Source organism: Streptomyces sp. DH10 (assembly GCF_029813805.1).
Lineage (GTDB): Bacteria > Actinomycetota > Actinomycetes > Streptomycetales > Streptomycetaceae > Streptomyces > Streptomyces coeruleofuscus.
On record NZ_JARVKU010000001.1, the window covers coordinates 394429 to 412886 of the forward strand.

An 18458-nucleotide genomic window follows, 5' to 3' on the forward strand; every position below is an offset into this window, starting at 1 on the left:
GTGCCGGGCGCACCGGGAGACCGCGGGGCACCGTTCAGGCGGAGCCCGCCCCACCGTCCGTACCGGTGAGCGGCAGCCAGGCGGTGATCGTGGTACCCCGGCCCTCTTCGGAACTCACCTCCGTCCGGCCGCCATGGTTCGCCACGATCGTGTGCACGATGGTCAGGCCCAGACCGGTACCAGGGATGGCCTGCTCGGTGGCGTTCGAGGCGCGGAAGAACCGCTGGAAGAGCTTCTCCTGTTCGGCGGCGGGGATGCCGATGCCGGTGTCGCTCACGCTCAGCACCGCCTCCCCGTCCCGCGCGCCGGCTCGCACACTGACTTTCCCGCCGCCGCGGGTGAACTTCACCGCGTTGGACAGCAGGTTCATCAGGACCCGGTCGAGTTGTTCGCCGTCCGCCTCCAGGACCAGCGGCTGCTCGGGGCACCGCGTCTCCAGTGTGACCGAGGCTGCCTCGGCGGCCGGTTTGATCGCGTCGACCGCCGAGGCCACCAGCCGTCGCAGGTCGACCGGTGCCTTCTGGGAGGTGAACGCTCCCGACTCGATCCTGGAAAGCGTGAGCAGGTCCTCGATCAGTGCCCGCAACCGGTTGGCGTTGCGGTCGACGACGTCCAGCATCCGCAGCTGGGACGGGGAAAGCGGACCGGTGTCCTCGTCCTTCAGCAGCTCGATGTATCCCACGATGCTCGTCAGTGGGGTGCGCAGCTCATGGGAGACGGTGGACAGGAAGTCGCTCTTGGCCTTGTCCAGGGCGCGCAGCTTGTCCACCAGGCCCGACTCCTTCTCGTAGAGAAGGGCGGTGTGCAGCGCCCGGCCGACACCGCCGGCCATGGACTCGGCGATTTCGACCTCGACCGGACGCCAAGGTCGGTCGGCGCTGGTACGGGCCACGGACACGGCACCGATCGGTTCCTCCCCCACCCCTATGGGGGTGATCACCGCCGAGTACAGGCCCAGCGCCGCCGCGGCAGCGCGGTTCTCCGCCGGCATACCCGTCGTCCCGAAGGAGCCGGGGGCACCAGGCATCCGTCTGGTGTCGGACACGTACTGGGGCAGGTCGGTGACCAGCCAAGCCGTTCCCCGCCGGTAGTGGTCGCGAACCACGTCCGCCGGGAGCGTCGGTATGCCTCTTCGCTCCTCGTCGGACAGCAGGCCCCGCTCCGCGGACCACACCCGAGCCACGGGAAACTCGGAGCCGCCGTCCTCGGCGAGCAGGATGAAGACGTAGTCGGCGTGCAGGACATCACCGATGCCGCGGCACGCCGCGTCGAGGACGTAGTCGACCTCGAGGCGGTCCCTGATCCGGATGCCGGTCTCCCTCGCGGCCGTCGACAGTCGCTGCCGTTCGTCCTCGACCGCCCGCAGCCGGTCGCTCTCGTCCGCGAGCAGGTTGACCGACCGGGCCACCGCCCGGATCTCCTCCGGCCCCGTCACCTCGACCCGGGCCGCACGGTCTCCCGCGGTGAGCCGGCCGAGCGTCCAGGCGGTTCTCCGCAGTGGCCCGGTCAGGGCGCGCGTGGCGTGCACCGACGTGTACACGGCCACGGCGAGGGCCGCGACCAGCGCCGCGCCGAGCCCGGCGACGCCCGCCCGGATCACCATGTCGGCGTGCCCCTCCAGACGCTGCTCTTCTTCGTTCAGCTGGTCGTTCAGACGGGCGTTGGTCACCTCGAACGCGTCGAACCGCCGGCTGGCCTCCCGGGTGAGCGCGAGGGCCTGCGCGCTTCCCGGAGTGGTGCGCGCCTGGTCGTCGGCTACGCGCAGGTACGCCTCGATCTGCCGCTGCTGCGTCGCGAGATCGCCTTCGTCCGCGACCTCGTGCCCACGGACGGCGTCGATGATCGACGGGATGCTGTCCCGGGCCGCACGGAAGGCGACGAGCTCTCTCCGGTCACCCGTGACCAAATAGCCCCGCATCGAACGCTGCACGCTGATGCCCGCGTTGAGCAGGCGCAGATTGTCGACCTCGGCGGGTTGGAGGCGGTCGCTGATCCGGTCGCGCTGGCTGTCCAGCACCAGCGCGCCGATCAGCGTACCGGCTCCGGACAGGGCGATCAGAAGGGTCAGGAGTCCGAACGCGAGGCCGAGCCGGTGCGCCACCCGGCCGCTGCCCCGTCTGGAAGCACGGCTCATGCACGATCACCTCCGCTCTCCCTCTCCTGGCCGGGAGAGTTGAATCCGGCACGGGTCATGGCACCCCACACCTGGGGAGACCCGCGCAACGCGTCCCACATGCCGCGCAGCCGCCACCACGCCGTCAGCTGGCGGTATCCGATGTTCTCGACGACCACTCCGACGAGGGCGCCCCAGACGTCCCGCCACCGGGTGAACCGGTGGAAGGCGTACTCCTCCACGCCGACCGACACCATGCTGACGACGATGGCGTAGGCGTAGGCGGCGAGCAGGAAGCGCCACAGGAAGTCCGCGTTCACCGCGCCGATCAGTACGCCCAGGGGTACGAGAACCAGTCCCGCGAGCTCCACGAGCGGGGCCAGCAGTTCGAAGACGACGTAGAAGGGCAGTGCCAGCAGTCCGATGCGGCCGTAGCGGGGGTTACCGATCATGCGGCGGTGCTTGAGCAGGATCTCCGTCAGACCGCGGTGCCACCGCCGCCGCTGGCGCGCCAGGACCGTCAGCTTCGAGGGTGCCTCGCTCCAGGAGATCGGCTCGGAGACGAAGACGATGCGGTAGTCACGGCCCTGCTCGCGCATGTGCCGGTGGAGGCGGATGACCAGTTCGGCGTCCTCGCCGATACTGTCCGGGTCCATCCCGCCGACCGCCACGACCGCGTCCTTGCGGAAGAGACCGAAGGCCCCGGCGATGATCAGCAGGCTGCCGAGCTTCGACCATCCGGTACGGCCGAGCAGGAAGGCGCGAAGGTACTCGACGACCTGAACGCGTCCGAGCACGTCCGGGGGCACACGCGCCTCGGCCACCCGCCCCGCCACGACAGTGCAGCCGTTGGCGAGGCCGACCACACCGCCGGAGGCGATCACCCGCAGCGGATCGTCGCAGAACGGTTTGGCCACCGCGAGCAGCGCCTGGGAGTCGAGGATCGAGTCGGCGTCCACCATGCACAGCAGCGGATAGCGCGCCAGGTTGATCCCGACGTTGAGCGTGTCGGCCTTGCCGCCGTTGTCCTTGCGGGCCACCACCAGGCGCACCGGGCCGCCCCTGGGCAGATGGACGGAGGTGACCCTGCCGCGTACGGGGACGTCGTCGGGCATCACGTACTCCACCTCGGCGAGGTCGAAGGCGTCCCGCAGGGCGTCCAGCGTGCCGTCGGTGGAGCCGTCGTCGACGACGACGACCTCGAACTCCGGATAGCGCAGCAGCAGCATGGCCCGTACCGCTTCGACGATGCCGGCCGCTTCGTTGTACGCGGGCATGATCACCGAAACGGGTGGGGTGAGGGGGCTGGTGGCGGCCTCGTCGTGGCCCGCGAAGGGAGCCCGGCGCAGCGTTCTGACGAACTCCCCGAGAGCGATGAGGATCAGCACCAGATAACTGGTGTTGATGGCCACGAAGTACATGATCACCACGCTGTCGCACACGGTGACCACCGAGTGCGCCACGCCCAGCAGCGACGCCCACGGTTCGTCGGCCGCCATGCTCACAGAGCCACCTCCGCGCGGACGTCGTGGCGTCCGGCCCCGACCGCCGATTCGGCGAGCACGGCTCTGGCCTGCGCGGCGGCCTGTCGGCGGGAGCGGTCCTCGGCCACCGCGCGCAGCGCGGCCTGCCCTTCCGGGCCGAGCTGCAGCAGCGCGCGAGCCGCGGTGGCTGCCACATGTGGGTCGTGATCGCCGAGCAGCTCCGCCAGCGGGCCCGTCGCAGCGACGGCTCCCAGACTGCCGAGGGCCCCGGCGCCCACCATGCGCAGGGCGACCGACTGGCCGGGCCGGACAGCCGCCAGCAGCGGCTCCAGGCCGTCGGGCATACCCAGTCTGCCCAGCGCGCGTGCCGCCTTGATGCGTACCTCGACCTGGGGGTCCTCGCGCAGTGCACGGGCGATCCCGGACGTATGGGAGACGACGCCGGTCGCGCCGAGGACCTCGATGGTCACGGCTCTGGCGAGAGGCTCCCGATGTTCCAGTCCCGCGGCGACACTCCGCTGCGCCTCCGGTCCCAGAGAGACCAGCGCCCTGGTGACCACGGCGGGCGGCACCGCCCGCGGTCCGTGGAGGGCCTCCAGGAGGTACGGCACGGACTCCGGTCCCCCGCACCGGCCCAGCGCGCGTGCGGCGGCCAGGCGGACCTCGGGGTCGCGATCGGCCAGCAGACGGCACAGCGACGGGGCGGCGGGACGGTGGCGAAGTTGACCGAGCACCTGCGCGGCGCGCCCCCGCCGGGCCGCGCTGCGGCTCGACAGGTCGGCTACGGCGTCCACGGCGGCCCCGCGCAGCTCGTACAGGCGCACCAGCGCCGTACGGGCTCCGCCGGCGACCTTGCCCAGCAGCGCCGTCAGGGTCGGCTCCAGGGCGATCCAGGTCCGTCTGTCGATCTCCGCCAGCCGGTGCAGCAGCTCGGTCTGCTCGTCCTCCTCCGCGCACAGGAGCTGCAGCAGGGGCCCGCGCACCGGTGCCGCGATCCGCTCGCGTCTGCGCTGTCGGTGCCTGCGGACGAGGCGGTTGCCGACGATCAGCAGGCTCAGCGCCAGGACGACGGCTAGCAGGCCCAGCAACGCGCCACTGACGAGGCCGGTGGGCATCACCGTTCCACCCGGTTGAGCACCGCGGTGACCCTGCTGGACAGCTCCCGCGGGCTGAACGGCTTGATGATGTAGTCGTCGGCTCCCGCCGCGAAGCCGACCTCGACGTCCGCTTCCTGGGAACGGGCGGTGATCATGATGACGGGGAGCGTCGCGGTCTCGGCCGCCGCGCGCAGCTCCCGGCACACGTCCAGACCCGACATGCCCGGCATCCGTATGTCGAGCAGTGCCAGGTCCACCGTGTTCTCACGCGCAGCCCGGAGCGCCGCCATTCCGTCCTCCACGGCCGTGACCTGGTGACCGCTCTGGGTCAGCTTGAACGCCACCAGATCCCGGATGTCCGCGTCGTCGTCGGCTATCAGGACATGAGCCATTACTCCTCCTGTGACTCCTTGGACTCCTGGGACTCCTGGGCAAGGGAGCTTCGGTAGGAGTCCACGAGCCGTGCCACGGCCGACTGCCGGAACGGTTTGGCCAGTACCTCGTCCGCGAGACCATCCAGATCTCGCGGGTCGAGCACCGAGGAGACGACCAGACGGCATCTCCTCGTCCGCTCGTCCGCCCGCAACCTGCGGACGACCTCCCGTCCGTCGATGCCGGGCAGCATCACGTCGACGACCGCGATGTCCGGAGGGTCGGCGAAGGCGAGGCCGAGCCCCTCTTCCCCCGAATAGGCGACGGCCACGGGACATCCCCGCTCGCGGAAGTGGCGCTCCAGCAGGGCGCTCACATCCTGGTCGTCCTCGATCACGAGTACGCGCGGTGGGAACATCGCCGTCCTGTCCACGAAGTCAGACCGTCAGTCATAAGTTAGAAGCAATGGTGAACTTTCACCACATATGACCCAAGGGTCCCGTTGGACTCGAGCACGGTCAGCGCGATGCCGCCGACTGGGCGAGGCGGCGGGCGGGCAAGGTGGCGGTGGGCATCGGGAGGCTGTCACCCGCTGTGCTGCGGAGGTGTCGCACGTACTGCTCTCTCGGCAGGAGAATGCCGCCGAGGTCGCGGACGTGCGGGCTGTCCCGCTGCGCGTCGAGCAGCTCGCCGCCGGCCTGTGCGAAACGCGCGGCGAGGTCGCTCACCGCGACCTTCGAGGCGCCGGGACGCCGGAAGAACATCGAGTCCATACTGAAGACCGATCCGACCCTGAGGCCGAAGACGCCGCCGACCAGATCGCCGTCCTCCCACACCTCGACGCTGTGAGCATGCCCCAGTTCGTGCAGGCGGACCAAGCTTGCGATCAGCTCTTCGGTGAGCCACAGCGGGACACGGTCGCCGCGGCATTCGCGAACGACCCGCTCGAACCCCCGGTCCAGGCTGGTCGACCACGGCAGCCGGTTGCGCAGCCGCCGGGCGAGGCTCCGGCTGAGGTGCGTGGCCGAGACGGGCAGCACCGGTCTGGGATCGGGTGACCACCAGGAGACGGCGAAGGGATCGGCCAGTAACTCCCCCACGAGCCGGATGCGGCCCTCCTGGACCTGATCGGCGAAGACCACCTCGTTGAGGGCGCGGGTGTACTCGTCGGATGCCGGGAACGGATAGGCCCCGGCGCGGTACGCCGCCAGGAGGGCGGCGGGACTGAGGTCGGCGGAGAAGGCCACCGGACCGTCGGGCGCCGCTTCCAGCACGTCCAGTGCCTCCCAGCCGGGGCATGGGCTCACCACCGTGCCGCTCCCTGCCCTCGGCTCTGCACCGGCCGGGCGTGCTCGGCCTGTTGCAGGAAGTCGATGTATCCGTCCATCATCTCCGCGTCCACGGGAGGAATGTCGATCCCGGCGTCCACCAGTGCCCGTTCCGCGTTGGAGCGGGTGAACTCCGGGAAAACGCCCTGGAAGTACATCTCGCTCACGGTGATGTCGGCGTGGTGGCACAGGTCGACGAAGAGAGGGACGAACGGTGTTATCGCGTCGGTGGGGTGCCCGGCCGCGTACTTCACCAGAGCGGCGATCCACTCGGCGTACGGGATCTCCTGGACCGGATATCCCCGCTGGCGCATGCGCTCGGCCAGCGAATCCAGCAGCGTGGGGCGGGGGTTGGTGAGGTGGTAGACCTCGCCGCGCGCTGGATGGCGGGTGGCGATGTGTCCGATTGCGCGGACGAGGCGGTCGGCCGGCAGGAAGTCCAGTGGCAGCCGGACGTCAGGGCACAGACCGGTCCGCGCGATGAAGCTGATGAGGGCGGCCATTTCGCTGGTGGTGTTCATCACGCCGGTTCCGCTGCTGCCCGTGATGTCCATCAGGCGGTAGACGGCGACCGGCAAGCCCGCGTCGGATGCCTTCTTCAGCAGCGCCTCGGCGACCCATTTGGTCTCCACGTATCCCACCGACAGATATTCCGGGAAGTCCAGCGGCGTGCTCTCGGTCACCTCGCGCACCCCGGCCGGCCCGAATCCGGCGAGCACCGCCATGCTGGAGGCGAAGTGGACGGGGACGGCCCTGCCGGCGGCGAGGCGGATGATCTCGTATGTTCCGTCGACGTTGACCGCACGCAACTCGTGGTACGGGTAGATGAAGTTGACCTGGGCGCCGAAGTGGTAGATGGCGTCGATGGTCGATCCCAGCTCCTCGAACCGGCCGGGAGGCAGCCCCAGTCCGGGCTTGCCCAGGTCGCCGACGACCGGCTGGATGCGCGCGCTGGACAGATCGCTGAGGACGTAGCGCTGGTGACTCGCGCGGATCATCTCCATGCCGTGCTGCTCGTCCGATGCCCTGACCAGGCAGAGGATCCGGCCCGTCGTGCTGCGCAGCAGCTCGTCGATCATGTACGCGCCGCAGAATCCCGTCGCCCCGGTGAGAAGGACGTCACCGGGGTGCCGGTGATCCGGTGCCGGCGCGTCATGGCCCACCGCCGGAACGCGCCGATCGGTCTCCGAGGCGAAGTCGACGCTCCCGCCATCCGGGTGGGTCAGTGTGCCGGCACGTGCCTGGCGCACGGACTCGGCGAACGCGGCGAGCATCGGCTGCCGCAGCAGTGAACGGGTCAGGTCGCGGATCTGGGTGACGCCGATGCCGAAGATGACGCGGGTCCGGGCGAGCATCTCCATGGCCAGCAGCGAGTTGCCGCCCAGCTCGAAGAAGTCGTCGTGCGGACGGACGTGGTCCACCCCCAGGATCTGACACCACAGCTGGGCCAGCCCATGCGGCACCGGACGGTCGTCGGCGTCGGCCGTCGTCGTCGTCGCGGTCCCGGCTTCCGGCACGGCCCTGCGGTCGAGCTTTCCGCTGGGCGCGACGGGCAGCCGTTCCACCGCGCGGAAGGCTGCCGGGATCATGTAGCCGGGCAGGACCTCGGCGAGTGCCGACCGCAGCCGTGCGCGCAGCGCCGCCTCGCCGCCGGCCTTCGGCGGCGAGGCCGGCGTGTAGTACGCGATCAGGTCCCGGTCGCCGTTGTCGCGCGCCCGGGCCACCACCATCGCCTGGCCGATCTCCGGGCGGGAGACGAGCGCGGCCTCGATCTCGGCCGGGTCGACCCGGAAGCCGCGGATCTTCATCTGGTCGTCGACCCGGCCCAGGACTTCCAGGTTGCCGTCCGAGCGCCGACGGCCCAGATCCCCGGTGCGATACATCCGGCCCCCCGGCGCGGAGCCGTACGGGTCGGGCAGGAACTGCCGTGCGGTCATGGCGGGTTGCCGCCAGACACCGCGCGCCAGACCCTGACCGCCGATGTAGATCTCGCCGCGCTCGCCCGGCGGCACCGGGCGTAGTTCCGCGTCGAGCACGTGGACGTGAGTCCCCTCCAGGGGCCTGCCGACCGGGGCGACGGCGGTGTCCGGCGCGGCGAGCACTTCCTGGTTCAGGTCGCAGAGCGTGGAGGTGATGGTGGTCTCCGTGAGCCCGTAGGCGTTGACGAGCCGTGCGCCGGGGATCCGGCGCGTAACGGCGCGGCAGTCCTTCGCGGTGACGATCTCGCCGCCGACGATGAGGAGCCTCAGCGACGCGAGGCTCTCGCCGCGGTCCGCGAGGGAGACGACCCGGTGCCAGTAGGCGGGGGGCAGGTCGGCGACGGTGATCCCGTGCTCGGGCAGGCGGTGCAGCAGGTCGGTGGGTGCCCACGTCGGTGTTCCCGCGAGGATGAGCGTCGCACCACTGATCAGCGTGGCGAAGATCTGCTCCAGTGAGGTGTCGAAGCCGAGCGCCGCGGCGTGCAGCACCCGGTCGCAGGGCGTCAGTTCGTATGCCTGGGCCACCGTGGTGAGGGAGTGGGCAAGCGACCGGTGGCTGATCATCACCCCCTTCGGGGGTCCGGTGGATCCGGAGGTGTAGATCACGTAGGCGAGGTCGTCCGGCCGGGGGCCGCGTGCCGGCCGCGGTGCCTCCGGCGGCGCCTGCGTGGCCGGTTCTCCGTCGGCCCCGGCGTAGACGATCCGGGCCTCGCACCCGTCGAACATCGAGGCGTACTCGTGGCTCGAGACGATGACGCGTGAACCTGTCTCCCCCACCAGTGCGACCATCCGTTGCCGCGGAGTCGCCGGGTCGAGGGGCAGGAACGCGCCTCCGGAGCCCAGCACCGCCAGCAGCGCGACGATCAGCTCGGGCACGCGGTCGAGGCACACGGTGACGACGGACTCCGCGCCGACGCCCGACTCCTGCAGCTGGTCGGCGAGCCGGTCGGCGCGGCCGCTCAGCTCGGCGTAGCTGAGCCGGGCGTCGTCCGAGAGCACCGCGAGAGCGGACGGCTCACGCCGCGCCCGCTCCCGGACCAGCTCGGACACGGGGCCCGGCCAGGATTCAGGGGTCCGTCCCCCGGCGCGGGCGCTCGCGGGCCGCATGTCGGTCCACAGGCGGTCGACCAGACTCCCGCACCACGCGGCGGACTCCGGTCCGCCGATCCGACACCACCCTGCCGGAATCCGGCGATCGGCGGGCCAGATCGCGTACTGCTCCTCGTCGTTGCGCAGCACGACGCACGGTGCGGCCGACTCTGCCGGCAAGTGCTCACGTTCCGTCACTCGGGCCTCCTGCCTTCGCGCGGCGTCCCGCGGAGCACGATCCGCGCCCCTAGTGGGAAAGGGCCGCCGCCATCACCGCTCCCCTTCCACGGGCCTCACCGGCAGTTCGGCCAGGCGGCCGAGCGGCGGCGCGAGGATGAGTTGCTCCGCCTCCTCGGCGCTGACCGGTTCGGCGAAGAGGTATCCCTGAGCCAACCGGCAGCCCATGGAGATCAGCAACTCCTGCTGCCTCACGTTCTCCACACCTTCTGCGATAACCGTGAGGCCGAGGGTGTCGGCGAGATGCGTGATGCCCTCGACAAGGGCGTACTGTTCCGGCGAGCGCCCGAGTTCGTCGACGAACGACTTGTCGATCTTGAGTATCGAGATGGGGAACTCCCGCAGATAGCTCAGCGACGAGTAGCCCGTTCCGAAATCGTCGATCGCGATACGGATACCGAGGTCTGTGAGCGAATTCATCTCGGCCAGGATACGTTCGTCGTTGTACATCAGCACGCTCTCGGTCAGTTCCAGTACGAGAGACGACGGATCGATGCCGGAGAGATCCAGGGCACGGCGGACGACGTTGTAGAACTCGTCGTCCCGGAACTGACGCGGCGACACGTTCACGCTGATGTAAGGCACGTTGCGGTCGGCCGTCCCGCCGCGCAGCACGGAGGACTCCCACCGGACCGCCTCGGCCGCGGCCTGGTCAAGCACCCAGGCGCCGAGCGGGACGATCTGCCCGCTCTCCTCTGCCAGCGTGATGAACTGCTCCGGCAGCACCATGCCGCGCGTGGAGTGCGGCCAGCGAACGAGCGCCTCGAAGCCGGCGATCCGACCGCTGGTCAGCTCCACGATGGGCTGGTAAAGCACCAGGAACGAAGTCTCGATCGTCGAACTGTCCAGAGCCTCCTGCAAATTGGCGCGCTCGGCCATGCCGCTCTGCAGTTCCGGGTGGTAGCGGCGCCACTGACGCTTGCCCGCCATCTTCGCCGAGTACAGCGCGAGATCGGCGTGTGCCAGCAGTTCGACCGAGTCGATGCTGTCTTCCGTCGTCGCGACGCCGACGCTGGCGTACGTACTCATCGGTCCCACACTGAGCCGGAACGGCTCGGCGAACACGGTCATCACGTGTTCGGTGAACTGCTCCACGCCCTCTGTCGTGACGGAGCCCTCCACCAGCAGTGCGAACTCGTCGCCGCCGATGCGCGCGGCGGTGTCGGAGGCACGGACGGTGGTCTGCAGCCGGAGTGACAGCGCGACCAGGAGTTCGTCGCCCACACCGTGGCCGTGTATGTCGTTGATGACCTTGAAGTCGTCCACGTCGACGAAGAGCACACCGACCACCGTGCCGTCGCGCTGAGCCTGCGCCAGTGCGTGGTTGACCCGGTCCTGGAAGAGCACGCGGTTGGCCAGGTTGGTGAGCGAGTCATGGAACGCCTGGTGGGTGAGTTCGCGTTCGAGTTTGCGCTGTTCGGTCACGTCCCGCAAGGTGAGGACAACTCCACCGACGGTCGCCTCCTCCCGCAGGTCGCTCCACCTCACCTCGACCTCGATGGACGACCGGTCGGCGCGAACCATACGCCAGTGCTCGCGCTTGCTCTGGTACTCGCCGCTCCGTATCCGGCCGAGTGTCTCGACCACCGCGCGGCTGTCCTGCGGTGGCACCAGATCGACGAGGAGGGCCCCCTCCAGGTTTGGAACGCCGAGCACCTGGGCGGCTGAGGGGCTGGCGTAACGGACCCGGTCGTCGTCGTCGAGGATCAGGATGACGTCGGAGGCGTTCTGCACCAGCGTGCGGAAGTACATCTCGCTGTTGCGCCGGTTGACCTCCTGGGCGAGGGTGACCCGCGCCGCGGCAAGTGCTGCCTGCGCGGCGAGAGTCGCCAGCGTGTCGCGGAGCACGAGCAGGTCCTGCTCGTCCCCGGCCACGATCAGCACCCCGATCAACGGATCGCCCGAGGGGTGATCCTGCGCGGCGAGCGGGCAGACCAGCGCGTGGCCGGTGCGGGCCGGCTCCTCGTCCGAGCCCGCGAGGTGGGCGGCAAGATCGGGCCCCACACCGTCGAGGGTCACCAGGCGGTTCTCGCCGGACGCGATCAGTTCCCGTACGGCCGCGGTCGCCCGTGCGGCCAGGGGCCCGCGCAGGGCGCTGTGCGCCCCGTTCACCCAGAACATGCTGTCCGGCAGGGTGAGCAGCGCGGAACGCGGCGGCCCGTGCGACAGAAGCTGCGTCACAGCGGAGTGGACGGCAGCGGCCACATCCCGCAGCTCCCCCGCTCCGCCCAGCGACGACACCGCGTTGCGCAGCACCTTCTCCCGGCCGACCGCCCGCCGGTGGGTCGCCACCACCCCCGACAGGCGGTAGAGGACGAGGAGGAAGAGCACCGCGGAGAAGACCCCGATGACGCCGACGTTGGACCTCACGCCGCGCACCGCCTCCGTCAGGAGGATGGCCGGGGCTATCAGCGACGCCAGGGTGAGCAGGCTCAGCCGGCCCGTGCCGGTCTCGGCTCGCCATGGCACCGGCTGCGTCAGCCGACGCATGGACGGATGGAGCGCGGCGGCCGCCCAGGCGCCGTACAGGACGGCCCAGCCGAGTTCGACCGCGCTACCCGTGCGCCACGTTCCGTTCAGCTGGATCAGGCCGTACAGCACGTCGGCGGTGAGCAGGCCGAGGGTGCCCGCGGTGAGCAGCATGAGCGAGCGGCTCTTGCCGCCACGGCCGACGAGCAGCCGCAACAGCATCGCCAGGACGAGGATGTCGCCGAGCGGATAGGCGATGGCGAACGCCTTCTGCCACCAGGTCAGACCCGCGGCGCGGGCGTACGGATCGATGAGGAAGAGCCACGACAGCAGCGCCAGGCCGACTGTCAGCGTCAGCGCGTCGACGAGGCTCGCCCGGTCGCGCCAACCTGTGCGCCAGTGCACGAAGCCCAGCAGCCCGGCCGCATAGAGCGGATATGCGGCGAGATAGAAGCCGTCGGCGATCGACGGGAAAGTGATCTCCTCGTTGAGCAACTGGATGAGGATGATCTGGGTGGCTTGGCCTGCGGCGAAGGCGAAGTTCCCCGCGGCGAGCAACAGCCAGGGGAGTCGATGCGCCGGGCGGTTGAGAAAGACACCCAGGACAATACCGATGACGCCGGTCGCTCCAATGGCGACGAAGAGCAGCCGTTTTTCCGGAAATAGATAGTAGAACGCGGTCAGCACGACGATGCATGAACTGACGGCGGCCATCGCAGCATGGCTTCGCAGTCGCGCGTTCATCCCAACAAACCTCCTGAGAGGGCCACTTGTCGGACGGGCTGAGCTGGGCGAACGGGCACCGGGCGGCGGAGAAGCCCGTGGGGCCGGGCTGACATGAGGGGAACTCTCCGGACCCCGGGCCGGGACTCGGCCCTGGTCGCCTGTGAACAGGATTTCCGGTACACACCGTCGCTGGTATACACGGTCTGCGGTATGCACGGTCGCCGTGATGCGGGCTCCTTCTACACCGAGACATCGACGTGTCCTCCATCCAGCTTACCGAGATCGCCATTTCTCGCATGCGCACGGAGAGATGCCGCGTCATCTCGCGAGATACCGCCACATGCGTGAAGATGGAAGATCCGGGAACCGGACCGGGTCCTCCCAGCGACGATCGGCCAGTCACGGAGAGCGTGGAGTCCACGCTCTCCGTTTACCGCCGGACCTTCCGCGCCGGGCGATTGCCGCCCTCCCTGGAGCCGGGCGATTCTGTTGTCTCTGCTGGACGCCCGGGCGGTTTCCCGGACCAAGTCACCGCCCGCCGCCGACCGCGGTCCCGATTTCGCCGGTCATCGTGGACGCCACGCGTGTACCACCAACAGACGAAGAATCTGCTGGTGAGCTACTCGCCGAAGAAGCTGGGCTTCTTCTAGACACAGAGACCCATGTGCCCTCAGGTGTCACCGGGTGCGCACGCCCAAGCGCCGTCGAGCGCGGGCCGTCAGCCGGTACCGACCGCCACGCCGGCGTACGCCACCGCCGTAAGGGCCAGTACGGCGGCGGGCAGTGCCCGTACCGGCGGGTCGCCGTGACGCAGGTGGACCACGGCGGCTGCGGTCATCAGCAGCGCCAGCCCGATCGCGGCGGCCACCCCGAGCGGGGCGGAAGCCAGTCCGAGCACCAGCCCGACGGCTCCGGCCACTTCCAGGGTGCCGACGAAGCGGTAGAGGCCCGGCGACATGCCCAGGTGCGCTGCCGCCTGACGCATGAACGGCACCGCGGCGATCTTCGCCCCTCCCAGGGACAGGAAGACCAGGACCAGGACGACGGCGAGGGTGGTCTGTGCGGTCGTCACGCCGACCGCCCCCGGCGTTCGGCGCCCAGCCGGGCGTAGTGGTCGATCAGGTCGGGGGCGTCCACCGTCGCGGGGTTGACCACCTGCTCGGCCGGGGCGCCCTGGAGGAGGCGTTTGACGGGGACTTCGAGTTTCTTGCCGGTGCGGGTGTGCGGGATGCCGGGGACTTCGAGGATCTCGTCGGGGACGTGGCGGGGCGAAGCGTCGGCCCGGATCGCGCGGTGGCGCGCGGCCAGCTCCCACAGGACGTCGGGCTTGGCGAAGGGCGCCGGGCTGCCGTCGTAGGTGCACGTCGTGGCGCCCGTCAGGAGGGTGGAGGCGACCAGGTTCCACATCATCCAGTGGGTGGTGGTGTACCACAGGAGGCGGTCGCCGGGGCCCAGGTCGGAGTGCAGGCCGAGGGTCTTCAGGTGCTCCAGAAGGACGCCGCCGTGGCCGTGGACGATGCCCTTGGGCAGGCCAGTGGTGCCGGAGGAGTACACGACCCACAGGGGGTGGTCGAACGGCACGGGGGTGCAGGTGAGTTCCTCGGCGCGGGTGACCGCGTCCTCCCACGGCACCACCAGCGACGGGTACGCCCTGGTCGGCCACGGCAGGCCCACGTGGTCCACCAGCACGGTGGCCTTCAACGTCGGCAGCGCACCGGCGAGTTCGAGGGTGGCGTGGCGGCGGTCGTGGGTGGAGGCGTTGAAGAGGTGGCCGTCGGCGCTGATCAGGACGGTGGGTCGGAGCTGGGCGAAGCGGTCGGCGGCGGCCTTGGGGGCGTAGTCCTGCCCGCAGACCGACCACACGGCGCCCAGGCTCACGGTGGCGAGGAACGCGACGATCGCATGCGGGGTGTTGGGCAGGTAGCCCACGACCCGGTCTCCCTTGCCGACGCCCAGGTCGCGCAGGGTGGCGGCGACTGAGGCGACCTGGGCGCGCAGGCGTCTCGCGGTCACCTCGTAGCCGGAGCCGGTCTCGTCGAGCGCGATGATCGCCGCGGCGTCGTCGGCGAGGTTGCGCAGGGCGTGGTGGGCATAGTTGAGGGTGGCGCCGGGGAATCAGCGGGCGCCGGGCATCCGCTCCTCCGCCAGCACCTGCTCGTAGGGAGTGTCCGCGTCGATGTCGAAGTACTCCCACACGCGCCCCAGAAGCCCGACAGGTCGGTGACCGACCAGCGGTGCAGGGCGGCGATAGCTCACCCCGGAGCCGTTCCACCTCCCTCAACTTCATGCTTCGACGATGCCCACCACCAGGTGAGATCACCCGACGTAACGAAGCACTACTAGGTGACGTGGTTACGGTTGCCGGTCAGCGCGGCGGCGGGCGGGACGCCGGCGGCGCCGTCCGGTGCACCCCGGCCGGTCTCCGGTCCGTCCATCCGTCCTGCCGCGTGGACGAGGACACCGCCCGGCGGTCCGGGAACCCGGTCTCAGCCGCCGCGCCGTACCCGGGCCGCTTTGCGGGCCTCCGCGAGCTTGCGGGCCTCGCTGCTCTTGCGGGACGGCCTGCCGCCGGAGCCGTCCTTCGCGTCCTTGGTGCTGCCCAGGCCGCGGAACGGGGCGTTGTGGTTCTTGGGGCGCGGTACGGCCGGCCCGCCGTCGAGCGGCTTTCCGGAGGGCGCCTTGGCGCCGGTGATCCGGCTCAGCTCCGCCTCGCCCGACCGCACTTTGGTGACCGTGGGGGCGACGTGGGCGTCCGCCATGACCTGGCTCGTCTCGCGGCGCTGCGCCGACAGGACGAGTGTCACGACGGTGCCGGAGCGGCCGGCCCGGGCCGTGCGGCCCGCGCGGTGCAGATAGTCCTTCGGGTCGGTGGCCGGGTCGACGTTGACCACGAGGTCGAGGTCGTCGACGTGCAGGCCGCGTGCGGCGACGTTCGTCGCCACCAGCGCGGTGACCTGCCCGTTCTTGAACTGGGCGAGGGTCCGGGTGCGCTGCGGCTGGGACTTCCCGCTGTGCAGGGCGGCGGCGGCCACGCCGCCGGCCCGCAGATGCCGCGTGAGCTGGTCGACGCCGTGCTTGGTGTCCAGGAACAGCAGGACGCGGCCGTCCCGAGCGGCGATCTCCGTGGTCACGGCATACCGGTCCGGGCCGTGCACGACGAAGACGTGGTGCTCGATCGCGGAGACCGCGCTGGACGAGGGGTCCACGGAGTGGACGGCGGGGTCGCGCAGGTAGCGCTGCACCAGCTGGTCGACGTCGCGGTCGAGGGTGGCGGAGAACAGCATCCGCTGCCCGTCGGGACGCACCTGATCCAGGATCTCGGTGACCTGCGGAAGAAACCCCATGTCACACATCTGGTCGGCCTCGTCCAGAACCGTGATGCGCACCCGTCCCAGTCGGCAGTCCTTGCGCTCGATGAGGTCGTGCAGCCGACCGGGCGTGGCGACGACGATCTCGGCGCCGTCCCGCAGCGCGGCGGCCTGGCGTCCGATGGACACTCCGCCCACCACGGTCGCGATCCGCAGCCGCAGCGCCTCGGCGTACGGGGTGAGGGCCTCACCGACCTGCTGCGCCAGCTCCCTGGTAGGCACCAGAACCAGCGCCAGCGGCTCCTTGGGCTGCGCGCGCCGCCCGGCCGTCCGGGCGAGCATCCCCAGGCCGAAGGCGAGCGTCTTGCCGGATCCGGTGCGGCCCCGGCCCAGGACGTCCCGTCCCGCGAGCGCATTCGGCAGCGCCGCCGCCTGGATGGGGAAGGGCACGGTCACACCGCGCTCATCGAGCGCCCGCAGCACCTCGGCCGGCAGCCCCAGCTGCGCGAAGGACGCCACCGTGGGCACCGCCGAAGGGGCGCCCGACGCCTCGGACACATCGTCTCGCTGCCGGGCATCGGCACGTGCAGATTCGCTCACAGAGAGCCTTCCTCCGAAGGGACCGTACCGAGGAAGGCGCGGCAGGGACGCGTCCGCCGGCCGGAGACATCGAACGGAGACCGGCACAGCGACGCTGCAAACCCGCAAGGCTAGCACGCTGGGCGACTGTCTCGACGCGCCTGGACCACAACGTCTGCACCTGTGGAAACAACTCTGCCCTGACTTCTGGGGCCAGTGGCGGCCGCGAGGCCGTGAACCGGGCGGGACAGACGTCGGCGGAGTGGAGCCAGGATCATCCTGGCTCCACTCCGTGGTGCGGGCGTGTCACTGGAACTGTGCGAAGAACCTCCAGATCTCTGCCTTGGTCCAGGTGGTGACGCCGCTTTCGCCGGAGGAGCCGTCGACCGGACCGGGTATGTGGCCTCCGTCGAACGCGGCCCATTGGACCGGGTATCCGGCACGGCAGCCCGAGTAGGTGGTGGTGACGTGCGTTCGGCTGCCCGGCGCGGGCTCGCGCGGGCTCTGGGGGGTGCAGCCGTTGTTGCGGACGAATGTGTCGCGCAGGGACCGTCCTTGCCCGATGTTGAGGACGTTGTCGCTGATGCCGTGGATTCCGAAGTAGGCGATGGGCTGTGTGCCGCCGCTGCACCCGCTGATCTGGGCGCCGGAGATGACCGCGACGGCCCTGAAGACGTTCGCCCGGCTGCACGCGAGCGCGTAGCTCATACCGCCGCCCCAGCTGAATCCCGTGGCGAAGCGCTGCGCCGGGTTGACACAGAGGCCGCCCTCGATTCGCCGGATCATGTCGTCGACGAAGGTGACGTCCTCACCGCCCGAATTGGCCCAGCCGTTGCCGAGGCCCTGGGGGGCCACGAGGATCGCGCTGTTGTTCGACTGTTCCTGTTGGCCGTAGTAGGACCAGGCGCTCCCGCTCGTGCCGCCCGAGGCGACGTCGCCGGCAGTTCCGCCCCGCCAGTGGAACGCGAAGATCAGCCGGTAGCGGTGGCTGCTGTCGTAGTTGGCGGGAACCCGGAGGATGAAGCTGCGGCTCTTGCCGCCGCTCTGGATCGTGTGCGTACCGCTCGTCAGAGTCGGGGCGCTGCCGCATCCGCCGCCGCCACCGGACGACAGCTTGACCATCTGCCATTGCTGGTTGGCGCCGCCCCAGTCGGAGTACTGGACGACGTTGCCGCCGTCGGCGGTGGAGGCGCCCTGCACCTCCACGGCCTTGCCGCTGGTGCGGTTGACCAGCCGGACGTGGCCCGCGTCGGAGTCGGCCAGGCGGAACTGCTGGTTGGCCCCGTTGTGGTCGGCCCACTGCTGAATCGCGGCGCCGTCCGCGGTCGAGGCGCCGGCCACGTCGAGGACCTTGCCCGAATGCCGGGCCTTGAGGCGGTAGAAGCCGCCGCCGGAGTCCACGAACTGCCACTGCTGGTGGGTTCCGTCGTTGCGCGTCCACTGGCTGACCCGCGCACCGTCGGCGCTGGACGCGCCGGAGACGTCCAGCGCCTTGCCGCTGTTGCGATTGACGAGGACGTACCAGGCGTTGGGGTCCACCGTCGCCGCCTCGGCGGGCGCCGGATTCACCACGGAGAGCATGCCCATCGCGAGGGTCGCGGCCACCACGGCGGCGACCCGGGACCACCAGTGTTGTCCGCGTGGAGGGGCGGGGGAAGCCGCACCGTAGGTCTTCAT

Annotated in this window: 13 protein-coding genes; all 13 read right to left on the reverse strand. The window is 70.3% G+C overall.

Annotated elements, in window-relative coordinates; translation table 11 throughout:
* Positions 1-34: 34 nt before the first annotated feature.
* Complete coding sequence (locus QC385_RS01715; RefSeq protein WP_279539430.1) at positions 35-2134, reverse strand: sensor histidine kinase; 2100 nt, start codon at positions 2132-2134, stop codon at positions 35-37.
* Positions 2131-3612: a glycosyltransferase family 2 protein gene (locus QC385_RS01720; protein WP_279539431.1), complete on the reverse strand. Its 1482-nt coding sequence runs from the start codon at positions 3610-3612 to the stop codon at positions 2131-2133. Before QC385_RS01720 ends, QC385_RS01715 begins: the two co-directional genes overlap by 4 nt.
* Before the next feature lie 2 nt (positions 3613-3614).
* A complete protein-coding gene (locus QC385_RS01725; protein ID WP_279539432.1) occupies positions 3615-4712 on the reverse strand; it encodes a HEAT repeat domain-containing protein in 1098 nt (365 codons plus the stop codon).
* Positions 4712-5086 (reverse strand): response regulator transcription factor, encoded by a 375-nt coding sequence (locus QC385_RS01730; RefSeq protein ID WP_279539433.1) that lies wholly within the window; start codon positions 5084-5086, stop codon positions 4712-4714. Before QC385_RS01730 ends, QC385_RS01725 begins: the two co-directional genes overlap by 1 nt.
* Positions 5086-5499 carry a response regulator gene (locus QC385_RS01735; protein ID WP_279539434.1) on the reverse strand — a complete coding sequence of 138 codons (414 nt, stop codon included), beginning with the start codon at positions 5497-5499 and terminating at the stop codon, positions 5086-5088. The genes QC385_RS01730 and QC385_RS01735 overlap by 1 nt, the downstream gene beginning before the upstream one ends.
* Positions 5500-5584: 85 nt before the next feature.
* The gene (locus QC385_RS01740; RefSeq protein WP_279539435.1) at positions 5585-6373 is read right to left on the reverse strand and encodes a leucyl/phenylalanyl-tRNA--protein transferase; all 789 of its coding nucleotides are present in this window, start codon (positions 6371-6373) and stop codon (positions 5585-5587) included.
* Positions 6370-9660: an amino acid adenylation domain-containing protein gene (locus QC385_RS01745; RefSeq protein ID WP_279539436.1), complete on the reverse strand. Its 3291-nt coding sequence runs from the start codon at positions 9658-9660 to the stop codon at positions 6370-6372. The genes QC385_RS01740 and QC385_RS01745 overlap by 4 nt, the downstream gene beginning before the upstream one ends.
* Positions 9661-9732: 72 nt before the next feature.
* Positions 9733-12912: a putative bifunctional diguanylate cyclase/phosphodiesterase gene (locus QC385_RS01750; RefSeq protein ID WP_279539437.1), complete on the reverse strand. Its 3180-nt coding sequence runs from the start codon at positions 12910-12912 to the stop codon at positions 9733-9735.
* 700 nt (positions 12913-13612) lie between these two features.
* Positions 13613-13966 (reverse strand): DoxX family protein, encoded by a 354-nt coding sequence (locus QC385_RS01755; RefSeq protein ID WP_279539438.1) that lies wholly within the window; start codon positions 13964-13966, stop codon positions 13613-13615.
* A complete protein-coding gene (locus QC385_RS01760) occupies positions 13963-14907 on the reverse strand; it encodes an AMP-binding protein (RefSeq protein WP_443032821.1) in 945 nt (314 codons plus the stop codon). The genes QC385_RS01755 and QC385_RS01760 overlap by 4 nt, the downstream gene beginning before the upstream one ends.
* Positions 14908-15009: 102 nt before the next feature.
* Positions 15010-15150 carry a hypothetical protein gene (locus QC385_RS44175; RefSeq protein ID WP_443032822.1) on the reverse strand — a complete coding sequence of 47 codons (141 nt, stop codon included), beginning with the start codon at positions 15148-15150 and terminating at the stop codon, positions 15010-15012.
* A 230-nt stretch (positions 15151-15380) separates the two neighbouring features.
* Entirely contained in the window at positions 15381-16802 is a 1422-nt protein-coding gene (locus QC385_RS01765) for a DEAD/DEAH box helicase (RefSeq protein ID WP_443032823.1), read from the reverse strand.
* 285 nt (positions 16803-17087) lie between these two features.
* Positions 17088-18458, reverse strand: coding sequence for an RICIN domain-containing protein (locus QC385_RS01770; RefSeq protein WP_443032824.1), 1371 nt, complete (start codon positions 18456-18458; stop codon positions 17088-17090).

Coding starts and splice junctions, on each gene's coding strand:
- QC385_RS01720 (WP_279539431.1), bottom strand. CDS start 3,612: ATGGCGGCCGACGAACCGTGGGCGTCGCTGCTGGGCGTGGCGCACTCG.
- QC385_RS01730 (WP_279539433.1), bottom strand. CDS start 5,086: ATGGCTCATGTCCTGATAGCCGACGACGACGCGGACATCCGGGATCTG.
- QC385_RS01750 (WP_279539437.1), bottom strand. CDS start 12,912: ATGAACGCGCGACTGCGAAGCCATGCTGCGATGGCCGCCGTCAGTTCA.
- QC385_RS01770 (WP_443032824.1), bottom strand. CDS start 18,458: ATGAAGACCTACGGTGCGGCTTCCCCCGCCCCTCCACGCGGACAACAC.
- QC385_RS01725 (WP_279539432.1), bottom strand. CDS start 4,712: ATGCCCACCGGCCTCGTCAGTGGCGCGTTGCTGGGCCTGCTAGCCGTC.
- QC385_RS01715 (WP_279539430.1), bottom strand. CDS start 2,134: ATGAGCCGTGCTTCCAGACGGGGCAGCGGCCGGGTGGCGCACCGGCTC.